Below are 18,808 nucleotides of genomic sequence, written 5' to 3' on the forward strand. Positions count from 1 at the left end.
ACAACCTCAACGGCAAGAGAGCAAGCTCCCTTGCCGTTGAGGATTCAAACCACCGAGTCGCTGTCAGTCGCCTTGAGGTTTTGCCGTCCGTCAATCGCTCCGGCCACGGTCAGGGCATCCACTTCCGCCTCGGTCAGGTAGACCCGCCCGCCATTGAGCTCCACGGCTGACATGGCCTTGTCCGGGTCGGTAATGACCGTCAACTCGCTCGCCGGTCGCTGTTCCGGGCCGTTGGGGGTGTCGAAGTGGCAGGTCCGGTTGTCATCGATTCGTACAGTCATGCTGATGCTCCTTCCTTCAATGTCTGAACGTTAGGTGGCGTGCCGCCGGCAGGGTTCGTTGCGGCTGATCAGCGGTCGGTCGCACGTCTCGCATCGCTTGTGGTCCATCATTTATCGAGTGAAGAGAGGAAGGTCCATGGAATCGTGGTGGGATGAAGTCTGGATAACCCTGCAAGCTGAATTCGCCGACATCACCGATACCGAGCAAATGACGCGGGTGACGGTGCGCCTGGTAATGGCTGCACTGCTGGGGGGCATCCTCGGGTTCGAGCGTGAGCACAAGGGCAAGGCCGCCGGCGTGCGCACCCATATGCTGGTGGCCCTGGGCGCTGCGCTGTTCGTGCTGGTGCCGCAAATGTCCGGCTCCCAGGCCGACGCGATGAGCCGGGTGATCCAGGGCGTCGTCGCCGGCATCGGCTTCCTCGGCGCCGGCACCATCCTGAAAAACGACAATGGCGACGAAAGCCACGTAAAAGGCCTGACCACCGCCGCCGGCCTGTGGATGACCGCCGCCATCGGCGTTGCCGCCGGATTGGGCCGGGAAGCGACAGCGGTGCTCAGTACGGTGCTGGCGCTGGCGATTTTCAGTGTGATGCCGATGATTGTTCGCGCGCTGGAAAAAGAGCCTAAGTAACAACTGGGGTTTTAATTACGGCTGCCCTCGGAACCAGGTAGCGGTTTGAGGGCAGAGCATCGATATCGCTTCTGGTGATACGTTCTCCCAGTTGCAGATCCTTCGGCGATTTCAATATTGCGGGGGAATCACTGCGTGCGAAGCCTTTATCTTGACTAACGGCATTCGCGCTGTCGAAATTTAACAGCTCGTAGTTATAAAGACTTAGTTTCATGATTGGTTCTCAGGCGGGTCTTTGGCAATCCTGTTGTTAAAAGACCCGGGCGTGTGCCTGTTTAGTATTTATCCCTGACGGATGTAATGGGCTTATCACCTGCACAGCCTGCGTAGCATAAGAAGCCTACACTTCCCGTATATGGTGTACTGCCAAAATCGTCAGTGAAGGAAAATATTACTTCGCCCAGCTTTTGGGTTTTCTTGTTAGTCAGTTTCATGTTGAGCGCCTCTTTCCTTGATTAAAGCAGCCAACGAAATATTGGATGCTCAATATTTAAAGGAAGGGTCGTTATATTGCAATTTCGATTTTTTTATCTTGTAGGACGGATCCTTCATGCTCATGAGAAATTTCTGATGAGCTTTTGTGGCAAATATTGGGAGGCGAAAGGCGAAGGAGGGGAAATAAAAACGTATGGCTATGGTTTTTTTATGAAGATACAAGCAATTGCACTCTCTTGATGTTTCAACTTGTGCGTCTATTACTTGAATTTCAGGTAGGAAAATTCTTACTTGTGAAACATTATTTTTTTACGTGATGAATTAGGCGAGGCGACGAACGGTCATGGGGCCGCGAGACGACACGGCGTTCGCCTCTCGCCGATGGATAGCTAAGCTAATTTGTCAAACCCGCTCCGGCGGCGCCTCGCTCGGCGGATCGCCCAAAGGCGGTTGCGGGTCCAGCGGTGGGTCTTTCTCTGGAATCGGCTCGGGATCCGGACCGGGTGGCGGCAGGGTCGGGTCGTCGATGTTCGGATCGGGTGTTTCGGCCGGGATGGGAATGGTCATTCGATCGGGCCTCCGGGGGTGGATGTGGCTTGAGTCGTGCTTGTCTGGTTGACCATGGCCCGACGGGTTTGATTCCCCGGCGCCGGCCAGTAAATCGCGCTGAACTTTTGGTCGCCGGTCCGGTTCGGAGCTTAAGTGAGTTAAATCAGGGACCCATTGGGCCTTTACCGCCACAAGCGCGTCCATGGGGCGTAGAAGGAGCGATGCTCGATGACTGCCGAACAGCCGACCGACCTGGTGTACAACCCGCATCTGCCGTTGTCCCAGGCCTTGTTATTGCCACGTATTGCGATTGAAAACACCATGCCGGTGATCGATGGCGGGCAGTTTGCCGCCAAGGCCCTGGCGGGACAGGACGTGACGGTGACCAGCAAGGTGTTTGCCGATGGCCACGATAAGTTGGCTGTGCGAATCCGCTGGCGTGCGCTGGAAGACGATATCTGGAACAGCGAAGTGATGACCGAGCTGGGCAACAACAGCTGGCGCGGTCAATTTAACGTACCGGCCGTCGGCCGCTACGTGTTTTGCATCGAGGCCTGGTTTGATCAGTTCGCCAGCTTCCGCTACGAGCTGGAAAAAAAATTCGCCGCCGGGGTCCCCATCAGCCTGGAGCTGCAGGAAGGGCGCAATCACGTGCAACAGGCTGCCGAGCGCAGCGATGGCGAATTGAGCGAACAGCTGGCCGAGTTGCACCAGCAGCTTTCGAGTCTGTTGCCGGAAGAACAGGTCGCCTTGTTCCTTGAACCACGCAGTGCGGACCTGATGTCGCTGGCCGACCATCGGCCTTACCTGAGCATCAGTCCCGAGTATCCGCTTGACGTGGAGCGTGAACGGGCCGAATTCGCCAGCTGGTATGAGCTGTTCCCCCGTTCAATCACCGATGATCCCAGCCGCCACGGCACGTTCAATGACGTGCATTCGCGCCTGGCGGTGATCCAGGACATGGGCTTCGACGTGCTGTACTTCCCGCCGATCCACCCGATCGGTCGCAGTTTCCGCAAAGGTCCGAACAACTCCCTGACCGCCGGTCCTGACGATCCGGGCAGCCCTTACGCCATTGGCAGCGAGGAGGGCGGGCACGAGGCGATTCACCCGCAGTTGGGCACTCGCGAGGATTTCCGCCGCCTGGTGGCCGCCGCAGCCGATCACGGCCTGGAAATCGCCCTCGACTTCGCCATCCAGTGTTCCCAGGACCACCCCTGGCTCAAGCAGCATCCGGGCTGGTTCAGCTGGCGGCCGGACGGCACGATCAAATACGCGGAGAATCCGCCGAAAAAATACCAGGACATCGTCAACGTCGATTTCTACGCCGCCGATGCGATACCGAGCCTGTGGACCGAACTGCGTGACATCGTGGTGGGCTGGGTCAACGAGGGCGTGAAGATATTCCGCGTCGACAATCCCCACACCAAGCCGTTGCCGTTCTGGCAGTGGCTGATCGCCGACGTGCGCGCGCAGTACCCAGAGGTGATGTTCCTGGCGGAAGCCTTCACCACGCCGGCGATGATGGCGCGGCTGGGCAAGGTCGGTTATTCCCAGAGCTACACCTATTTTACCTGGCGCAACACCAAGGCCGAACTGGCGACCTATTTCACTGAGCTCAATGAGTCGCCTTTGCGCGAATGCTACCGGCCGAATTTTTTCGTCAATACGCCGGATATCAACCCGGCGTTCCTCCATGAGTCGGGGCGCGCCGGTTTTCTGATTCGCGCCGCGCTGGCGACCATGGGGTCGGGCCTGTGGGGCATGTATTCGGGCTTCGAGCTTTGCGAATCAGCAGCGGTGCCAGGCAAGGAGGAATACCTCGATTCGGAGAAGTACGAAATCCGTCCAAGGGATTTCACCGCGCCGGGCAACATCATCGCCGAGATCGCCCAGCTCAACCGTATCCGCCGCCAGAACCCGGCGCTGCATACACACCTGGGCCTGAAGATCTATAACGCCTGGAACGACAACATCCTGTACTTCGGCAAGCGCACGCCGGATGGCAGCAATTTCATCCTGGTGGCGGTGAGCCTCGATCCGCACAACGTCCAGGAAGCCAATTTCGAGTTGCCGTTGTGGGAGATGGGCCTGCCGGACGATGCCCAGACCCAGGGCGAGGATTTGATGAACGGCCACCGCTGGACCTGGTACGGCAAGTACCAGTTCATGCGGATCGACCCGGCATACCAGCCGTTCGGGATCTGGCGGATCAGCGTGGCGTGAGGCGCGAGAACGGCTTTCGTGGCGAGGGAGCTTGCTCCCGCTCGGCTGCGCAGCAGTCGTGACCTCAGAGGGCCGCTACGCAGCCCAGCGGGAGCAAGCTCCCTCGCCACGTAGATATCGCCAGCCAGCCCAGCGGTTTTATCGAATTTTCAGGAGTTGCAAATGGCCAAGAAACCCCGGTCTGCCACCTTTATCAATGACCCGCTCTGGTACAAGGACGCGGTGATCTATCAGGTCCACGTCAAATCCTATTTCGACTCCAACAACGACGGGATCGGCGACTTTCCCGGGCTGATCGAGAAGCTCGACTACATTGCCGACCTGGGCGTCAACACCATCTGGCTGCTGCCGTTCTATCCTTCGCCCCGGCGCGATGACGGTTATGACATTGCAGAGTACCGTGGCGTCAGCCCCGACTACGGCACCATGGCCGATGCGCGGCGCTTCATTGCCGAGGCCCACAAGCGCAACCTGCGGGTCATCACCGAGCTGGTCATCAACCACACCTCGGACCAGCATCCCTGGTTCCAGCGCGCGCGCAAGGCCAAGAAGGGCTCGAAGGCGCGGGATTTCTACGTCTGGTCGGATGACGATCACAAGTACGACGGCACGCGGATCATTTTCCTCGATACCGAGAAGTCCAACTGGACCTGGGATCCGGTGGCCGGCCAGTACTTCTGGCACCGCTTCTATTCTCACCAGCCGGACCTCAACTTCGACAACCCGCAGGTCATCAAGGCCGTGCTGTCGGTGATGCGCTACTGGCTCGACATGGGCATCGATGGCCTGCGCCTGGACGCGATTCCGTACCTGATCGAGCGCGACGGCACCAACAACGAGAATCTGCCCGAGACCCATGATGTCCTCAAGTTGATCCGCGCCGAGATCGACGCCAATTACCCCGACCGCATGCTGCTGGCCGAGGCCAATCAGTGGCCGGAAGACACCCAGCTGTATTTTGGCGATGTCGACGCTCAAGGCCTCAATGGCGACGAATGCCACATGGCGTTCCACTTTCCGCTGATGCCGCGCATGTACATGGCGCTGGCCCAGGAGGATCGTTTCCCGATCACCGACATCCTGCGCCAGACGCCGGAAATTCCGGCCAATTGCCAATGGGCGATTTTCTTGCGCAACCACGATGAGCTGACCCTGGAAATGGTCACCGACAAGGAGCGCGACTACCTGTGGAATTACTACGCGGCCGATCGCCGGGCGCGGATCAACCTGGGCATTCGCCGTCGCCTGGCGCCGCTGATGGAGAGCGACCGTCGCCGCGTGGAATTGCTCAACAGTTTGCTGCTGTCGATGCCCGGTACGCCGACTTTGTATTACGGCGATGAAATCGGCATGGGCGACAACATCTACCTCGGTGACCGCGACGGCGTGCGCACGCCGATGCAGTGGTCCATCGACCGCAACGGCGGTTTCTCCCGCGCCGACCCGGCGAGTCTGGTGCTGCCGCCGATCATGGATCCACAGTACGGCTACCTCTCGGTGAACGTCGAGACCCAGGCCGGCGACCCGCATTCGCTGCTCAACTGGACCCGTCGGATGCTCGCGGTGCGCAAGCAGTCCAAGGCCTTCGGCCGGGGCACGCTGAAAATGCTGTCGCCGAGCAACCGCCGAATCCTTGCCTACACCCGTGAATACACCGGCCCGGATGGCAAGCATGAAATCATTCTCTGCGTGGCCAACGTTTCACGTAGCGCCCAGGCGGCGGAGCTGGACCTGTCGGCCTATGCCGGCATGGTCCCGGTGGAAATGCTCGGGGGTAATGCCTTCCCGCCCATCGGCCAGTTGAATTTCCTCCTGACCCTGGCACCGTACGGCTTCTACTGGTTCGCCCTGGCGGCGGAAAACCAGATGCCGAGCTGGCATGTGGAACCTGCCCAGAGCCTGCCGGACTTCACCACGCTGGTACTGAAAAAGCGCCTGGAAGAATTGCTTGAGGCGCCGTCACGCACGACGTTGGAGCAGAGCATTCTGCCAAGCTGGCTGCAGAACCGTCGCTGGTTCGCCGGCAAGGACAGCGCCATCGAGAAAGTCGACATCGTCTATGGCGTGCGCTTCGGTGATCCGCAACGGCCTGTGCTGTTGAGCGAAATCGACGTGACCAGCGCCGGTCAGACGTTGCGCTATCAACTGCCATTCGGTCTGTTGGCCGAGGACCAGGTGGGCCCGGCGCTGCCCCAGCAACTGGCCTTATCGCGGGTCCGCCGGGGGCGTCAGGTCGGGCTGATTACCGATGCGTTCACCCTGGAGAGCTTCGTGCGAGCCGTGATGCAAGGCATCCAGGCCAACACGGTATTGCCGTGCGCCGATGGCGAGTTGCGTTTTGAACCCACCGCAGGCCTGGCGGCGCTGAACCTTGGCGCCGAGCCGGAGGTGCGCTACCTGTCCGCCGAGCAGTCCAACAGTTCGGTGGTGGTTGGCGGCAGCCTGGTGCTCAAGCTGATCCGCAAGGTCGCGTCGGGCGTGCATCCGGAACTGGAGATGAGTGCTTACCTGACCGCTGCCGGCTTCAGCAATATTTCGCCGCTGCTGGGTTCGGTGATTCGCCGCGACGCGAGGGGCGAGGATGCGCTGCTGATGATCGCCCAGGGTTACCTGAGCAATCAGGGTGATGCGTGGGAATGGACCCAGAACAACCTCGAGCGCGCCTTGCGCGACGAACTGGCGGACGCGGTGTCCGAACAGGAACAGCATTACAACGCCCTGGGCGAGCTGAAGGACTTCGCCGGCATGCTCGGCCAGCGTCTGGGGGAAATGCACAAGGTGCTTGCCCAGCCCACCGACAACCCGGACTTCGCGCCGCAGGCCACCAGCGCCAAAGAGGCCCAGGCGATCGGCAAGGACGTCGTCGCCCAGGTGGAAAACGCCTTGCGTCTGCTCAAGCAGAACCAGGGGCAATTGAACCCCGCGGACCAAGCCATGGTCGCACGCTTGCTGGAACACAGGAAAACCGTGCTGGCCCATGTCCAGGAACTGGCCGGCAAGGCCGCCGGTGGCTTGCGTATCCGGGTGCATGGCGACCTGCACCTGGGGCAGGTGCTGGTGATCAAGGGCGACGCCTACCTGATCGACTTCGAGGGTGAGCCGGCGCGGCCGTTGCATGAGCGGCGTGGCAAGCACAGCCCGTACAAGGACGTCAGCGGCGTGCTGCGTTCCTTCGATTACGCGGCAGCGATGGCGGTTCAACTGCACACCGTGGACACCACGGCCGACGCCGATGCGGCGCGCAAACGGGTTGCCGACCGCTATTTGATTGAGGCCCGCCAGGCATTTGTCGAGGCGTATCGGCTGGCGGCAGCTAGTCTTGCCCATGAATGGAAGGATGCTGAAGGCGAGGACGCCGCGCTGGCGTTGTTCGGCCTGGAGAAGGCGGCCTATGAAGTGGCTTATGAAGCCGAGAATCGCCCCGCCTGGCTGCCCGTGCCGTTGCACGGTCTGTACGGGCTGTTGAGTGGGCTGCAACCCTTTTCCGATTTAGCCGGACCGATTTAGTGGAGAGAATCATGAGCGTCTCGAACAAGGAAACCCAGGGGCAGGCCAAAGAGGCATTGTTGCCGGCCCCCCACGACATCGACGCGCTGGTGCGCGCCGAACACCAAGATCCGTTCTCGATCCTGGGCCCGCATGGCGACGAGGCGGGCGGGCAATTTATCCGCGCGTACCTGCCCGGTGCGTTGAGCGTGCATGTGCTCGCCCGTGACGGCGGCGAGGAGCTGGGCGAATTGCAGGCCACCGAAACGCCGGGCCTGTTCGTCGGCCATTTCGACCGCGCACAGCCGTACCTGCTGCGCACCCGTTGGGCGGGCGGCGAGCAGGTTGCCGAAGACCCCTACAGCTTCGGCCCGCTGCTGGGGGAGATGGATCTTTACCTGTTCGCCGAGGGCAATCACCGCGACCTCAGCGCGTGCCTCGGTGCGCAACTGAAGACGGTCGATGGCGTCGACGGTGTGCGCTTCGCAGTCTGGGCGCCGAACGCGCGCCGGGTGTCGGTGGTGGGGGACTTCAACGTCTGGGACGGGCGCCGGCATCCAATGCGCATCCGTTATCCGTCCGGCGTGTGGGAGATATTCATCCCGCGGCTGGGCCCGGGTGAAGGCTACAAATACGAAATCCTCGGCGCTCACGGTATCCTGCCGCTCAAGGCCGACCCGGTGGCCCTGGCCACCCAGATGCCGCCGGACACGGCATCCAAGGTCGCCGCGCCGTTGAAAATCGAGTGGCAAGACGACGAGTGGATGCAAAGCCGACGCGAGCGTCAGCTACCAGGTGCGCCGCTGTCGATCTACGAGTTGCACGCCGGTTCCTGGCAGTGCGAGATCGACGAGGCGGGGGAGGTTTCCCGGCAGTACAACTGGCATGAAATGGCCGAGCGGTTAATTCCCTACGTCAAGGACCTGGGCTTCACCCACATCGAACTGATGCCGATCATGGAACACCCGTTTGGCGGCTCGTGGGGCTATCAACCGCTGTCGCAATTTGCCCCAACCGCGCGTTTCGGTTCGCCCGATGATTTCGCCGCGTTCGTCAACGCCTGCCACCAGGCCAATATCGGCGTGATCCTCGATTGGGTGCCGGCGCATTTCCCGACCGATACCCACGGCCTGGCCCAGTTCGACGGGACCGCGCTGTATGAATACGGCAACCCGCTGGAAGGCTTCCACCAGGATTGGGACACGCTGATCTACAACCTCGGGCGCACCGAAGTCCATGGGTTCATGCTGGCCTCGGCCTTGCATTGGCTCAAGCATTTCCACGTCGACGGCCTGCGGGTCGATGCGGTGGCCTCGATGCTGTATCGCGACTATTCGCGCAAGGCCGGCGAGTGGGTACCCAACCGCCACGGCGGACGGGAGAACCTGGAAGCCATCGACTTCCTGCGCCACCTCAACGACGTGGTTGCACTGGAGACGCCCGGCGCGCTGGTGATTGCCGAGGAGTCCACGGCGTGGCCGGGTGTCAGCCAGAGCACGCAGCAGGGCGGCCTGGGTTTCGCCTACAAATGGAACATGGGCTGGATGCACGATTCGCTGCATTACATCCAGCAGGACCCGGTGTACCGCGCTCATCACCACAACGAACTGAGCTTCGGCCTGGTTTACGCCTGGTCAGAGCGTTTTGTCTTGCCGATTTCCCATGATGAAGTGGTCCACGGCAAACGCTCGCTGATCGACAAGATGCCCGGTGACCGCTGGCAGAAATTCGCCAACCTGCGCGCCTACCTGAGCTTCATGTGGGGCCATCCCGGCAAAAAACTGTTGTTCATGGGCTGCGAGTTTGGCCAATGGCGCGAGTGGAACCACGACCAGCAATTGGACTGGTACCTGCTGCAATACCCGGAGCACCGGGGCGTGCAGAAACTGGTGAGCGACCTGAACCGGCTCTATCGCGAAGAACCGGCGCTGCACGACCAGGACGATGCGCCGCAAGGGTTCCAATGGCTGATTGGAGACGACGCAGTCAACAGTGTCTATGCGTGGTTGCGCTGGAGCAAGGATGGCCGGCCGGTGCTGGTGGTCGCCAACTTCACGCCGGTGCCGCGCGAGGCGTATCGGGTCGGCGTGCCGTTTGGCGGACGCTGGGTGGAATTGCTCAACAGCGACGCCGACACCTATGCCGGTTCCAACTATGGCAACGGCGGCGGTGCATCCACCGAGGCGATCCCCAGCCATGGCCAGGCGCTGTCGCTGGAACTGAACCTGCCGCCGCTGGCGGTGCTGATCCTGCGACCGGAGGGATAGGCCCGGATTCATTTGGATCACATTGATCCAATGTGGGAGCGAGCTTGCTCGCGATGGCGGTCAGTCAGTCACAAAAGTGCTGACAGACACTCCGCTATCGCGAGCAGGCTCGCTCCCACAGTGCTGAGCTAAAAGTCCTCAGCCTCTCAGCGCACCAGGCACGGCTGCTTGTTGTTGAATGTCCAGCCCGGGATCAGATACTGCATCGCCACCGAATCATCCCGCGCCCCAAGTCCCATGCCTTTGTACAACTCATGAGCCTTGGCCAACTGGTCCATGTCCAGTTCGATCCCCAGCCCCGGTTTCTTCGGCACCTGCACGCAGCCACCGCGGATCTGCAAGGGCGCCTTGGTCAGCCGTTGGCCGTCCTGCCAGATCCAGTGAGTGTCGATGGCGGTGATGTCGCCCGGTGCGGCGGCCGCGACGTGGGTAAACATCGCCAGGGAAATATCGAAGTGATTGTTGGAGTGAGAGCCCCAGGTCAGGCCCCATTCATTGCACATTTGCGCCACTCGCACCGAACCCTGCATCGTCCAGAAATGCGGGTCCGCCAAGGGAATGTCGACCGACTGCAACGTAATCGCGTGACCCATTTCGCGCCAGTCGGTGGCAATCATGTTGGTGGCGGTCTTGAGGCCTGTGGCGCGACGGAATTCGGCCATGACTTCACGACCCGAATAACCATTCTCGGCACCGCAAGGGTCTTCGGCATAGGCCAGCACCTTGTGCTGATCACGGCACAGGCGGATGGCCTCCTTGAGTGACCAGGCGCCGTTCGGGTCCAGGGTGATGCGCGCCTGGGGGAAACGCTCGGCCAACGCCGTCACCGCTTCGATCTCTTCATCGCCCCTGAGCACGCCGCCCTTGAGCTTGAAATCCTCGAAGCCATAGTGCGCGTGGGCCGCCTCGGCCAGACGTACCACCGCGTCAGCATCCAGGGCTTTTTCGTGGCGTACGCGGAACCAGTCATTTTCAGCCTGCGGTTCGCTGCGGTAGGGCAGGTCGGTCTGCTGGCGATCACCGACGTAGAACAGGTAGCCGAGCATCTTCACTTCATCGCGCTGCTGGCCTTCGCCGAGCAGGGCGGCGACCGGCACATCCAGGTGCTGGCCGAGCAGGTCGAGCAACGCAGCTTCCAGGCCGGTGACGGCGTGGATGGTGATACGCAGGTCGAAGGTCTGCAGGCCGCGACCGCCGGCGTCACGATCGGCAAAGGCCTGGCGTACGCTGTTGAGGATTTTCTGGTAGGTGCCGATCGGACTGCCAACCACCAGTGAGCGAGCATCTTCGAGGGTCTGGCGAATGCGCTCACCGCCGGGCACTTCGCCCACGCCAGTATGCCCGGCGTTGTCCTTGAGAATCACGATGTTGCGGGTGAAAAACGGGCCATGGGCACCGCTGAGGTTGAGCAACATGCCGTCGTGGCCAGCCACGGGCACAATTTGCATGCTGGTGATGATCGGAGCTTTGCTGGTTTCTTGGGTAGTCATCGTGTACGGATCCTTGAGTTATTGTTGTGGTCAGGCGTGACTGGTAGCCGGGTCGGTGGAAGGCTTGATGGTTTTCGGCTTGGGCGTATTGCGCGCGGCAAACACGATGATCGCGGCAATGATCGATGTGGCCGCCAGGCCATAGAGCCCGCCCTGGATCGAGCCGGTGTGCTGCTCAAGCAGGCCGAAAGTAGTCGGGGCGACGAATCCGCCGAGGTTGCCCACCGAATTGATCAGCGCGATGACACCGGCGGCGATCCGTGCGTCCAGGTAGGCCTGAGGAATCGGCCAGAACAGCGAAGAGGCGGACTTGAAACCCAGGGCCGCGAAGCAGATCGCAACGAAGGCGAAGATCGGCCCGCCGGTGGTGGACATGAACATGCCTGCCGCAGCGATCAACAGGGCAGCGGCAACCCAGGCCTGCTGGAACTTCCATTTGGCCGACAGCGAGGCGAAGGCGTACATGCCGACGATCGACAGCAGCCAGGGAATCGAATTGAACAGCCCTACCTGAAGGTCGCTGAGCTCGCCCATCTTCTTGATGATGCTCGGCAGCCAGAAGGTCGCCGCGTAGATGGTCAGTTGGATAAAGAAATAGATCAGGCAGAACAGGATGATCTGGCGGTCCTTGAGCAATTGGCCGATCGACAGTTTGATCGGCGTCGCCGCTTCACGGGCCGCCTGTTCATCGTCGATGGCCTTGACCAGCGCATCCTGCTCGTCGCGACTGAGCCACTTGGCGTCGTGAGGCTTGGAGTCCAGCCAGAACCAGACGAACACACAGAGGCAGACCGAAAACATCCCCTCGATGAAGTACATCCACTGCCAGCCGTGCATGCCCAGGCCGTTGATCTGCAAAAGCAGCCCCGACAGCGGGCCGGAGATCAGCGAAGCGATCGCCGAGCCGCTGAGGAAAATCGCGATGGCCTTGCCGCGCTCGACGCCGGGCAGCCACCGCGTGAAGTAGTAGATCACGCCGGGAAAGAAACCGGCTTCGGCCACACCCAGCAGGAAACGCAGGATGTAGAAGTGGGTTTCGTTCTGGATGAAGGCCATGCCTGCCGCCACCAGGCCCCAGGTGAGCATGATGCGGGTCAGCCAGATACGGGCGCCGATGCGTTGCAGGAGGATGTTGGACGGGACTTCGAACAGCGCGTAGCCGATGAAGAACAGGCCGGCGCCAAAACCATAGGCGGCTGCGCCGATGCCCAGGTCGTGCTCCATATGGGAACGGACGAAGCCGATGTTCACACGGTCGATGTAGTTGACGATGAACATGATGACGAACAGCGGCAGGATGTGGCGCTTGACCTTGGATATGGCCGAGGACAGCACCGGATCCGCGCCGGCATCTGCCTTGAGGCTGGATGAGTTCACTGGATTTTCTCCCACTGTTTATTTTTATGCGGGGCATCGTGCAGGTGCCGATGTTGATAGACATCATACAAGTTGATTTTTTTATCTGACAAGCAGTTTTTAAGCACGATTGGATTGGGTGTGGTCGATCCTTATGCTGTGGTTGTTGGCTTTGACGAGGTTATGCCGGATTGGTCAGGCGTTGAGACAACAAATGCCTGGTGAGCTTTCCAGGATTAAATCAGCGTGATATTTAGTGTTGTCATACAAGTTGGCTTGCATCGACAAACAACTCCGACGCGGCGGATGGTAGGATCGACGAGCCTGTTTTCAAGGAACCCGTGGCACATGCAGCAAGACACTCAAACGCCTCTGCGCAAGCGCACCCACAACCTGGCCCATGACCTGGTGGCGAAGTTGAGCCAGAGCATCCTGCTGGGGCAGTTGAAACCCGGGGAGAAACTGCCATCGGAGGGTGCTTTCGTGCGCGAGCATGGGGTCAGCCGCACGGTGGTGCGCGAGGCGATTTCCAAATTGCAGGCCTCGGGGTTGGTGGAGACTCGCCATGGCATCGGCACTTTTGTGCTGGAGCAGACGGGAGAGCAGGGGCTGAGGCTCAACGTCGATACTGCAGCGGGCGTGCGCGGGATTCTCGAATTGCGCCTGGGCCTGGAAACCCAGGCCGCGGCGCTGGCGGCCCAGCGCCGCAGTGAGGAGCAATTGCAGCAGATGCGTCAGGCGCTGGATGACTACCAGCGCTTGCTCAACAACAACGACAGCTGCGTCGAGGCTGACCGGCGTTTTCATTTGCTGATCGCTGAGGCCACGGACAACAGCTGTTTTGTCGAAATCATGCAGCACCTGGGCAGTGCGATGATTCCCCGCACCCGGGTGAACATGGCCGAGCGCGGCCAGGCGGACCTGGGCAAGCTGGCGCAGTTTGCGAACCTGGAGCACGAGGCGATTTTCAACGCCATCCAGCGCCAGGACCCCGACGCCGCCCGCGCCGCCATGTGGCTGCACCTGACCAACAGCCGCGACCGGTTTGGCGCAGGGACCTGAAGGATCCGCGTCGCCTGAACTACCGCCTTCGCGAGCAGGCTCGCTCCCACATTCGATTGCAGGCGCTGACGAATTCGGCGCAATGGCGAATCCCCCGTGGCGAGGGAGCTTGCTCCCGCTGGCCTGCGCAGCAGGCCCCTTGCATTCCCGCAGTCTGATCGCGTCAGCCGGTTTTGCGACTGCTGCGCAGTCGAGCGGGAGCAAGCTCCCTCGCCACGGGGCCGGTGCAGGCAAAAAAAACCGGCGCAACCAAAGTTGTGCCGGTCTGCTGCCAGTGATCGCGCGGATATCGTGGGTCCGCGCAGCCACCGTTTTGCCTGTTGCCGGTTACGCCCGTTCCAGCGCGAGAGCCACGCCCTGGCCACCGCCGATGCACAGTGTCGCGAGGCCTTTCCTGGCGTCGCGCTTGATCATTTCATGCAACAGCGTCACCAGCACCCGGCAACCCGATGCCCCGATCGGATGGCCCAGGGCAATGGCGCCGCCGTTGACGTTGACCTTGTCCATGTCCCATTGCAGTTCCTTGGCCACAGCCAGGGATTGGGCGGCGAAGGCTTCGTTGGCTTCGATCAGGTCAAGTTGATCCAGCGACCAGCCGGCCTTGTCCAGGCAGCGACGGGTGGCCGAGACCGGGCCGATGCCCATGATGGCCGGGTCGACACCGGCGTTGGCGTAAGCACTGATTTTTGCCAATACCGGCAAGCCCAGCGCCTTGGCTTTTTCGGCGCTCATCAGGATCACGGCGGCGGCGCCATCGTTGAGCGAGGACGCATTGCCCGCAGTGACGCTGCCGTCTTTCTTGAAGGCCGGCTTGAGCTTGGCCAAGGATTCAGCGGTAGTACCGGCGCGGGGCTGCTCGTCAGTAGCAAAGGCCACCGGATCGCCCTTGCGCTGGGGAATCAGGATCGGCGTGATCTCATCGGCGAAACGACCGCCTTCGATGGCGGCGACGGCTTTCTGTTGGGACGCCGCGGCGAAGGCATCCTGCGCCTCGCGGCTGATGCCGTATTTGTCCACCAGGTTCTCGGCGGTGATGCCCATGTGGTAATCGTTGAACGCGTCCCACAGGCCATCGGTGATCATGCTGTCGATCATCTTCGCGTGACCCATGCGCAAACCGGTGCGGGCCGCTGGCAACACGTACGGGGCCAGGCTCATGTTCTCCATGCCGCCGGCGATGATGACTTCGGCATCACCGCAGCGAATCGCCTGGGCGCCCAGGTGCAGCGCCTTGAGACCCGAGCCGCAGACTTTGTTCAGGGTCAGTGCTGGCACGGCATGGGGCAGGCCGGCGAGGATCGACGCCTGGCGCGCCGGGTTCTGTCCGGAACCTGCAGTCAATACCTGGCCGAGGATCACTTCATCGACTTGCTCGCCGGAAAGACCGGTCTGTTCCAGCAAGCGACGGATCACCGCGGCGCCAAGTTCCGGCGCGGGAATGGCCGCCAGCGAGCCCTGGAAGCTGCCGATGGCGGTACGGGTAGCGGCGACAATCACGACTTCTTGCATCGAATCTCTCCTCACTGGGCAGCGAACTGCATTTCAGGTACGTGGTCCGGCACGATCAGCTTGCCGGCGGTCTTGGCGACGATTTCCTCGACGCTGACGCCTGGGGCACGTTCCTTGAGAATAAAGGCGCCGTCCTGGATTTCCAGGTAGGCGAGGTCAGTCAGTACGCGCTTGATGCAACCGGCGCCGGTCAGCGGCAGGCTGCAGCGCGGCAGCAGTTTCGACTCACCGTCCTTGGACGCATGGGTCATGGTGACGATGATGTTCTCGGCACCGGCCACCAGGTCCATCGCGCCGCCCATGCCCTTGACCAGCTTGCCGGGAATCATCCACGACGCGATGTTGCCCTCGACGTCGACTTCGAACGCGCCGAGTACGGTCAGGTCGATGTGGCCGCCACGGATCATGGCGAAGGATTCGGCCGAAGAAAAGATCGAAGCGCCGATGCGCGCGGTGACCGTCTGTTTGCCGGCGTTGATCATGTCCGCATCGACTTCGGCTTCGGTGGGGAACGCGCCCATGCCGAGCAAGCCGTTTTCCGATTGCAGCATGACTTCCATGCCTTCGGGAATGTAGTTGGCGACCAGGGTCGGGATGCCGATACCGAGGTTCACGTAGTAGCCGTCCTGCATTTCGCGGGCGACGCGCTGAGCCATTTGTTCGCGGGAAAGTGCCATGGTGTTATTCCTTCATTCGGGCCGGGGGCAGGGGATCACTTACGCACGGTGCGCTGTTCGATGCGCTTTTCGAACGTGCCGCAAATGACCCGGTCGACGTAGATTCCGGGCGTATGGATGTGCGCCGGGTCCAACTCGCCGGGCTCGACGATTTCCTCGACTTCGACCACGGTGATCTTGCCCGCCGTGGCGGCCAGCGGATTGAAGTTCTGCGCGGTATGGCGATAGACCACATTACCGAAATGGTCTGCCTTCCAGCCTTTGACAATGGCAAAGTCACCGGTGATGGACTCTTCCATCAGGTACTGGCGACCATGGAACTCACGCACTTCCTTGCCTTCGGCCACTGGCGTGCCGACGCCGGTGGCGGTGAAGAAGGCCGGGATGCCAGCGCCACCCGCACGCATTTTTTCCGCGAGGGTGCCTTGGGGGGTGAGCACGACTTCGATTTCGCCACTCAAAAGTTGCTGCTCGAACAGGGCGTTTTCGCCAACGTAGGAGGCGACTACCTTGCGGATCTGCCGGTCTTCCAGCAGCACGCCGAGGCCGAAACCGTCGACGCCGCAGTTGTTGGAAACCACGGTGAGATCGCGGGTGCCCTTGCGCTTGATCTCGGCGATCAGGTTTTCCGGGATACCGCACAAGCCGAAGCCGCCGGCAATGACAGTCATGCCGTCCTTCAAGCCCTCAAGCGCTTCCTCATAGGAGCTCACGCGTTTGTCGAAACCTGCCATAGACACCTCTTTTATTCTTGAGTGGGGTCGCAATGAAATGCAGTGTTGCGCCAAGTCATATATTTGTTAAGTTGATTTTTACGTGTGATTGATTGATAAAACTCAATAGTTGCTGCCCTTCACTTGCAGCTTGGAACTCACTGCTTGCCGCTGGGAGCGCAGCGACCATGACCCTCAAGCAAATCCGCGCCTTCCTCGCCGTGGCCCAGAGCCTGAGCTTCGCCGTCGCCGGCGAGCGGCTACATCTGTCCCAATCGGCCCTGAGCCTGACGATCAAGGGCCTGGAAGAAGGGCTCGGCGGTCGCCTGTTCAGTCGTAACACCCGTAACGTGGCGTTGACGCCCGAGGGTGAATCGCTGCTGCCATTGGCACGCCGCCTGGTGGCCGACTGGGAAAACGCCGAGGATGAAATGCGCCAGCGCTTCACCTTGCAGCGCGGCCGCGTGACGCTGGCGGCGATGCCCTCGTTTGCCGGCAACCTGCTGCCGCCGATCCTCAAGACCTTCCGCGCCCGGTTCCCGAATGTCAACGTCACAGTCAACGACGTGATCAATGAGCAGGTGCTGGAAATGGTCCGTGATCGTCACGTGGAACTGGGCGTTGCGTTCGAGCCGATGCAAAGTTCGTCGCTGGCGTTCACGCCGTTGTACCTGGATCGCTTCGTCGCGGTGGTGCCGCTGGATTCGCCGCTGGCCAAGCTCGGCGAGATCCGTTGGCAAATGCTGCTGGAGCAGCCGTTCATCACCTTGCAACGACCCTCGACGGTACGGGTGATGCTCGAAGAGCATCTGCAGGCTCGCGGCATGAAATTGCCGGTCGAGTTTGAAAGTCATCAGCTGGCGACAGTCGGGCGGATGGTTGCCAGCGGCCTGGGCGTGAGCGCCGTACCGGCTCTGTGTGTCGGCCAGATGCACGAGCTGGGCGCTCGCTGCATCACCCTCAGCGATCCGGTAATAGAGCGGGCCATCGGCGTGCTGACCAAGCCGGGTCATGAATTGTCGGCGGCGGCCCAGGCGATGTTCGATACGCTCAGGGATCAGGATATGGGCGCGCAGTTACCTTCGGCATAACCCAATCCCTGTGGGAGCGAGCTTGCTCGCGATAGCGGTGTGTCTGCCAACATTGATGCAACTGATCCAACGCTATCGCGAGCAAGCTCGCTCCCACAGTGGATGGCGGTGTTAGATCAGCAATGGCAACAAGTCTTCGCAAGCCACTTCAACCTTCAGATCCAACAGCTCATCGGCGCGGGTCTTGCCGCGGTTGATCGCCAGCAGCGGCTTGCCCTGATCCTTGATCGCCCGGCACAGGCGAAAGGCCGAATACGCCATCAGCGATGATCCCACCACCAGCAATCCATCCGCCTGCCCGACTGCCTCGGTGGCGCGAGTCGCGGTAGCGGCGGCGACGTTTTCACCAAAGAACACCACGTCGGGTTTCAAGCGTTCGCCATCGCAATGCGGGCAACGGGGGATTTGAAAGCGGGCCTCGAAGGCCGGGTCCAGCAAGGTATCGCCGTCGGGCGCTTGCACCGCATCGACACCGGCCAGGTACGGGTTCTGGTCCTCCATCAACAACTGGATCTGCTGCCGCTCGCTCGGCTGGCCGCAGTCCAGGCACACCACCCGATGCAGGCTGCCGTGCAACTCGATGACATCGCGGCTCCCGGCCCGGTCATGCAAGGCGTCGACATTCTGGGTGATCAAGCCGCTGATGCGCGCCTGCCCCTGCAACGCCGCCAAGGCTTCATGGGCCTGGTTCGGCCGTGCCTGGCGCAAGCGTGGCCAGCCCAGCATCGCTCGCGCCCAGTAGCGCCGTCGCGCTTCGGGCCTGGCGAGGAACTCCTGGTACATCATCGGTTGCCTGCCCCGTCGCACGCCGTCGCTGTCCCGGTAATCGGGTATGCCGGACGGCGTGCTGATGCCCGCTCCGGTCAGCACCAGGAAGCGCCGCCCGGTCAGGTATTCGTGCAATTGTTCGACGGGGTCACGGTGTAGATCGTCGGGCATGGGTGTACTCCGCTGGCCTGGATTCCTTGAGGGTAGCATCGGCTTCGCCAAGCGCCTTTCGTCGCCCGCCGAAGGTGATTGTTCAAACTTTCC

15 protein-coding genes are annotated in these 18,808 nt (G+C 61.3%); 6 read left to right on the forward strand and 9 right to left on the reverse strand.

The genetic code is table 11. The features are described 5' to 3' along the window. Positions 1-44: 44 nt before the first annotated feature. The gene (locus J3P89_RS09700) at positions 45-281 is read right to left on the reverse strand and encodes a DUF3203 family protein (protein WP_434697389.1); all 237 of its coding nucleotides are present in this window, start codon (positions 279-281) and stop codon (positions 45-47) included. Between the two features lie 136 nt (positions 282-417). On the opposite strand from J3P89_RS09700, the gene J3P89_RS09705 reads away from it, so the two are divergent. Continuing rightward, entirely contained in the window at positions 418-915 is a 498-nt protein-coding gene (locus J3P89_RS09705) for an MgtC/SapB family protein (RefSeq protein ID WP_434697390.1), read from the forward strand. Here J3P89_RS09705 and J3P89_RS09710 read toward each other — a convergent pair. Together J3P89_RS09710 and J3P89_RS09715 are read right to left on the reverse strand one after the other, a co-directional pair. Beyond that, positions 908-1,129 (reverse strand): hypothetical protein, encoded by a 222-nt coding sequence (locus tag J3P89_RS09710; protein ID WP_434697391.1) that lies wholly within the window; start codon positions 1,127-1,129, stop codon positions 908-910. The genes J3P89_RS09705 and J3P89_RS09710 overlap by 8 nt on opposite strands. A gap of 623 nt (positions 1,130-1,752) precedes the next feature. Next, positions 1,753-1,917 (reverse strand): hypothetical protein, encoded by a 165-nt coding sequence (locus J3P89_RS09715; protein WP_434573316.1) that lies wholly within the window; start codon positions 1,915-1,917, stop codon positions 1,753-1,755. Between the two features lie 210 nt (positions 1,918-2,127). Here J3P89_RS09715 and J3P89_RS09720 point away from each other — a divergent pair, with 210 nt between their 5' ends. The 3 genes from J3P89_RS09720 to glgB all read left to right on the forward strand — a co-directional run bounded on the left by J3P89_RS09720 (position 2,128) and on the right by glgB (position 9,878). Beyond that, positions 2,128-4,125, forward strand: coding sequence for an alpha-1,4-glucan--maltose-1-phosphate maltosyltransferase (locus tag J3P89_RS09720; protein WP_434697392.1), 1,998 nt, complete (start codon positions 2,128-2,130; stop codon positions 4,123-4,125). 162 nt (positions 4,126-4,287) lie between these two features. Next, the gene (treS, locus tag J3P89_RS09725) at positions 4,288-7,632 is read left to right on the forward strand and encodes a maltose alpha-D-glucosyltransferase (protein WP_434697393.1); all 3,345 of its coding nucleotides are present in this window, start codon (positions 4,288-4,290) and stop codon (positions 7,630-7,632) included. Positions 7,633-7,643: 11 nt separating this feature from the next. Further along, complete coding sequence (glgB, locus tag J3P89_RS09730) at positions 7,644-9,878, forward strand: 1,4-alpha-glucan branching protein GlgB (protein WP_434697395.1); 2,235 nt, start codon at positions 7,644-7,646, stop codon at positions 9,876-9,878. A gap of 146 nt (positions 9,879-10,024) precedes the next feature. Here the strand turns inward: glgB and gudD are convergent, their stop codons facing one another. Beyond that, positions 10,025-11,368 carry a glucarate dehydratase gene (gudD, locus tag J3P89_RS09735; RefSeq protein WP_434697396.1) on the reverse strand — a complete coding sequence of 448 codons (1,344 nt, stop codon included), beginning with the start codon at positions 11,366-11,368 and terminating at the stop codon, positions 10,025-10,027. A 30-nt stretch (positions 11,369-11,398) separates the two neighbouring features. Continuing rightward, positions 11,399-12,745 carry an MFS transporter gene (locus J3P89_RS09740; RefSeq protein ID WP_434697397.1) on the reverse strand — a complete coding sequence of 449 codons (1,347 nt, stop codon included), beginning with the start codon at positions 12,743-12,745 and terminating at the stop codon, positions 11,399-11,401. Positions 12,746-13,072: 327 nt separating this feature from the next. On the opposite strand from J3P89_RS09740, the gene J3P89_RS09745 reads away from it, so the two are divergent. Beyond that, on the forward strand, positions 13,073-13,786 hold the full coding sequence (locus tag J3P89_RS09745; RefSeq protein ID WP_434630082.1) for a FadR/GntR family transcriptional regulator: 714 nt from the start codon (positions 13,073-13,075) through the stop codon (positions 13,784-13,786). A 327-nt stretch (positions 13,787-14,113) separates the two neighbouring features. Here J3P89_RS09745 and J3P89_RS09750 read toward each other — a convergent pair whose 3' ends face one another. The 3 genes from J3P89_RS09750 to J3P89_RS09760 are packed head-to-tail and all read right to left on the reverse strand — an operon-like array spanning position 14,114 to position 16,706. Beyond that, positions 14,114-15,295, reverse strand: a complete 1,182-nt coding sequence (locus tag J3P89_RS09750; RefSeq protein WP_434697398.1) for an acetyl-CoA C-acetyltransferase — start codon at positions 15,293-15,295, stop codon at positions 14,114-14,116. A gap of 11 nt (positions 15,296-15,306) precedes the next feature. Continuing rightward, on the reverse strand, positions 15,307-15,972 hold the full coding sequence (locus J3P89_RS09755; protein WP_003180355.1) for a CoA transferase subunit B: 666 nt from the start codon (positions 15,970-15,972) through the stop codon (positions 15,307-15,309). A 35-nt stretch (positions 15,973-16,007) separates the two neighbouring features. Beyond that, positions 16,008-16,706 (reverse strand): CoA transferase subunit A, encoded by a 699-nt coding sequence (locus J3P89_RS09760; protein WP_434573329.1) that lies wholly within the window; start codon positions 16,704-16,706, stop codon positions 16,008-16,010. A 167-nt stretch (positions 16,707-16,873) separates the two neighbouring features. Here J3P89_RS09760 and J3P89_RS09765 point away from each other — a divergent pair, with 167 nt between their 5' ends. Beyond that, positions 16,874-17,776 carry a LysR substrate-binding domain-containing protein gene (locus tag J3P89_RS09765; protein ID WP_434697399.1) on the forward strand — a complete coding sequence of 301 codons (903 nt, stop codon included), beginning with the start codon at positions 16,874-16,876 and terminating at the stop codon, positions 17,774-17,776. 111 nt (positions 17,777-17,887) lie between these two features. Here J3P89_RS09765 and J3P89_RS09770 read toward each other — a convergent pair whose 3' ends face one another. Then, positions 17,888-18,715 carry an NAD-dependent protein deacetylase gene (locus tag J3P89_RS09770; protein ID WP_434697400.1) on the reverse strand — a complete coding sequence of 276 codons (828 nt, stop codon included), beginning with the start codon at positions 18,713-18,715 and terminating at the stop codon, positions 17,888-17,890. Positions 18,716-18,808 lie beyond the last annotated feature (93 nt).

The organism is Pseudomonas sp. Z1-14 (genome assembly GCF_051132005.1).
GTDB lineage: Bacteria > Pseudomonadota > Gammaproteobacteria > Pseudomonadales > Pseudomonadaceae > Aquipseudomonas.

Coding starts and splice junctions, on each gene's coding strand:
- J3P89_RS09720 (WP_434697392.1), top strand. CDS start 2,128: ATGACTGCCGAACAGCCGACCGACCTGGTGTACAACCCGCATCTGCCG.
- J3P89_RS09745 (WP_434630082.1), top strand. CDS start 13,073: ATGCAGCAAGACACTCAAACGCCTCTGCGCAAGCGCACCCACAACCTG.
- J3P89_RS09710 (WP_434697391.1), bottom strand. CDS start 1,129: ATGAAACTAAGTCTTTATAACTACGAGCTGTTAAATTTCGACAGCGCG.
- J3P89_RS09760 (WP_434573329.1), bottom strand. CDS start 16,706: ATGGCAGGTTTCGACAAACGCGTGAGCTCCTATGAGGAAGCGCTTGAG.
- J3P89_RS09770 (WP_434697400.1), bottom strand. CDS start 18,715: ATGCCCGACGATCTACACCGTGACCCCGTCGAACAATTGCACGAATAC.
- J3P89_RS09715 (WP_434573316.1), bottom strand. CDS start 1,917: ATGACCATTCCCATCCCGGCCGAAACACCCGATCCGAACATCGACGAC.
- gudD (WP_434697396.1), bottom strand. CDS start 11,368: ATGACTACCCAAGAAACCAGCAAAGCTCCGATCATCACCAGCATGCAA.
- J3P89_RS09700 (WP_434697389.1), bottom strand. CDS start 281: ATGACTGTACGAATCGATGACAACCGGACCTGCCACTTCGACACCCCC.
- J3P89_RS09765 (WP_434697399.1), top strand. CDS start 16,874: ATGACCCTCAAGCAAATCCGCGCCTTCCTCGCCGTGGCCCAGAGCCTG.
- J3P89_RS09705 (WP_434697390.1), top strand. CDS start 418: ATGGAATCGTGGTGGGATGAAGTCTGGATAACCCTGCAAGCTGAATTC.
- glgB (WP_434697395.1), top strand. CDS start 7,644: ATGAGCGTCTCGAACAAGGAAACCCAGGGGCAGGCCAAAGAGGCATTG.
- J3P89_RS09750 (WP_434697398.1), bottom strand. CDS start 15,295: ATGCAAGAAGTCGTGATTGTCGCCGCTACCCGTACCGCCATCGGCAGC.
- treS (WP_434697393.1), top strand. CDS start 4,288: ATGGCCAAGAAACCCCGGTCTGCCACCTTTATCAATGACCCGCTCTGG.
- J3P89_RS09755 (WP_003180355.1), bottom strand. CDS start 15,972: ATGGCACTTTCCCGCGAACAAATGGCTCAGCGCGTCGCCCGCGAAATG.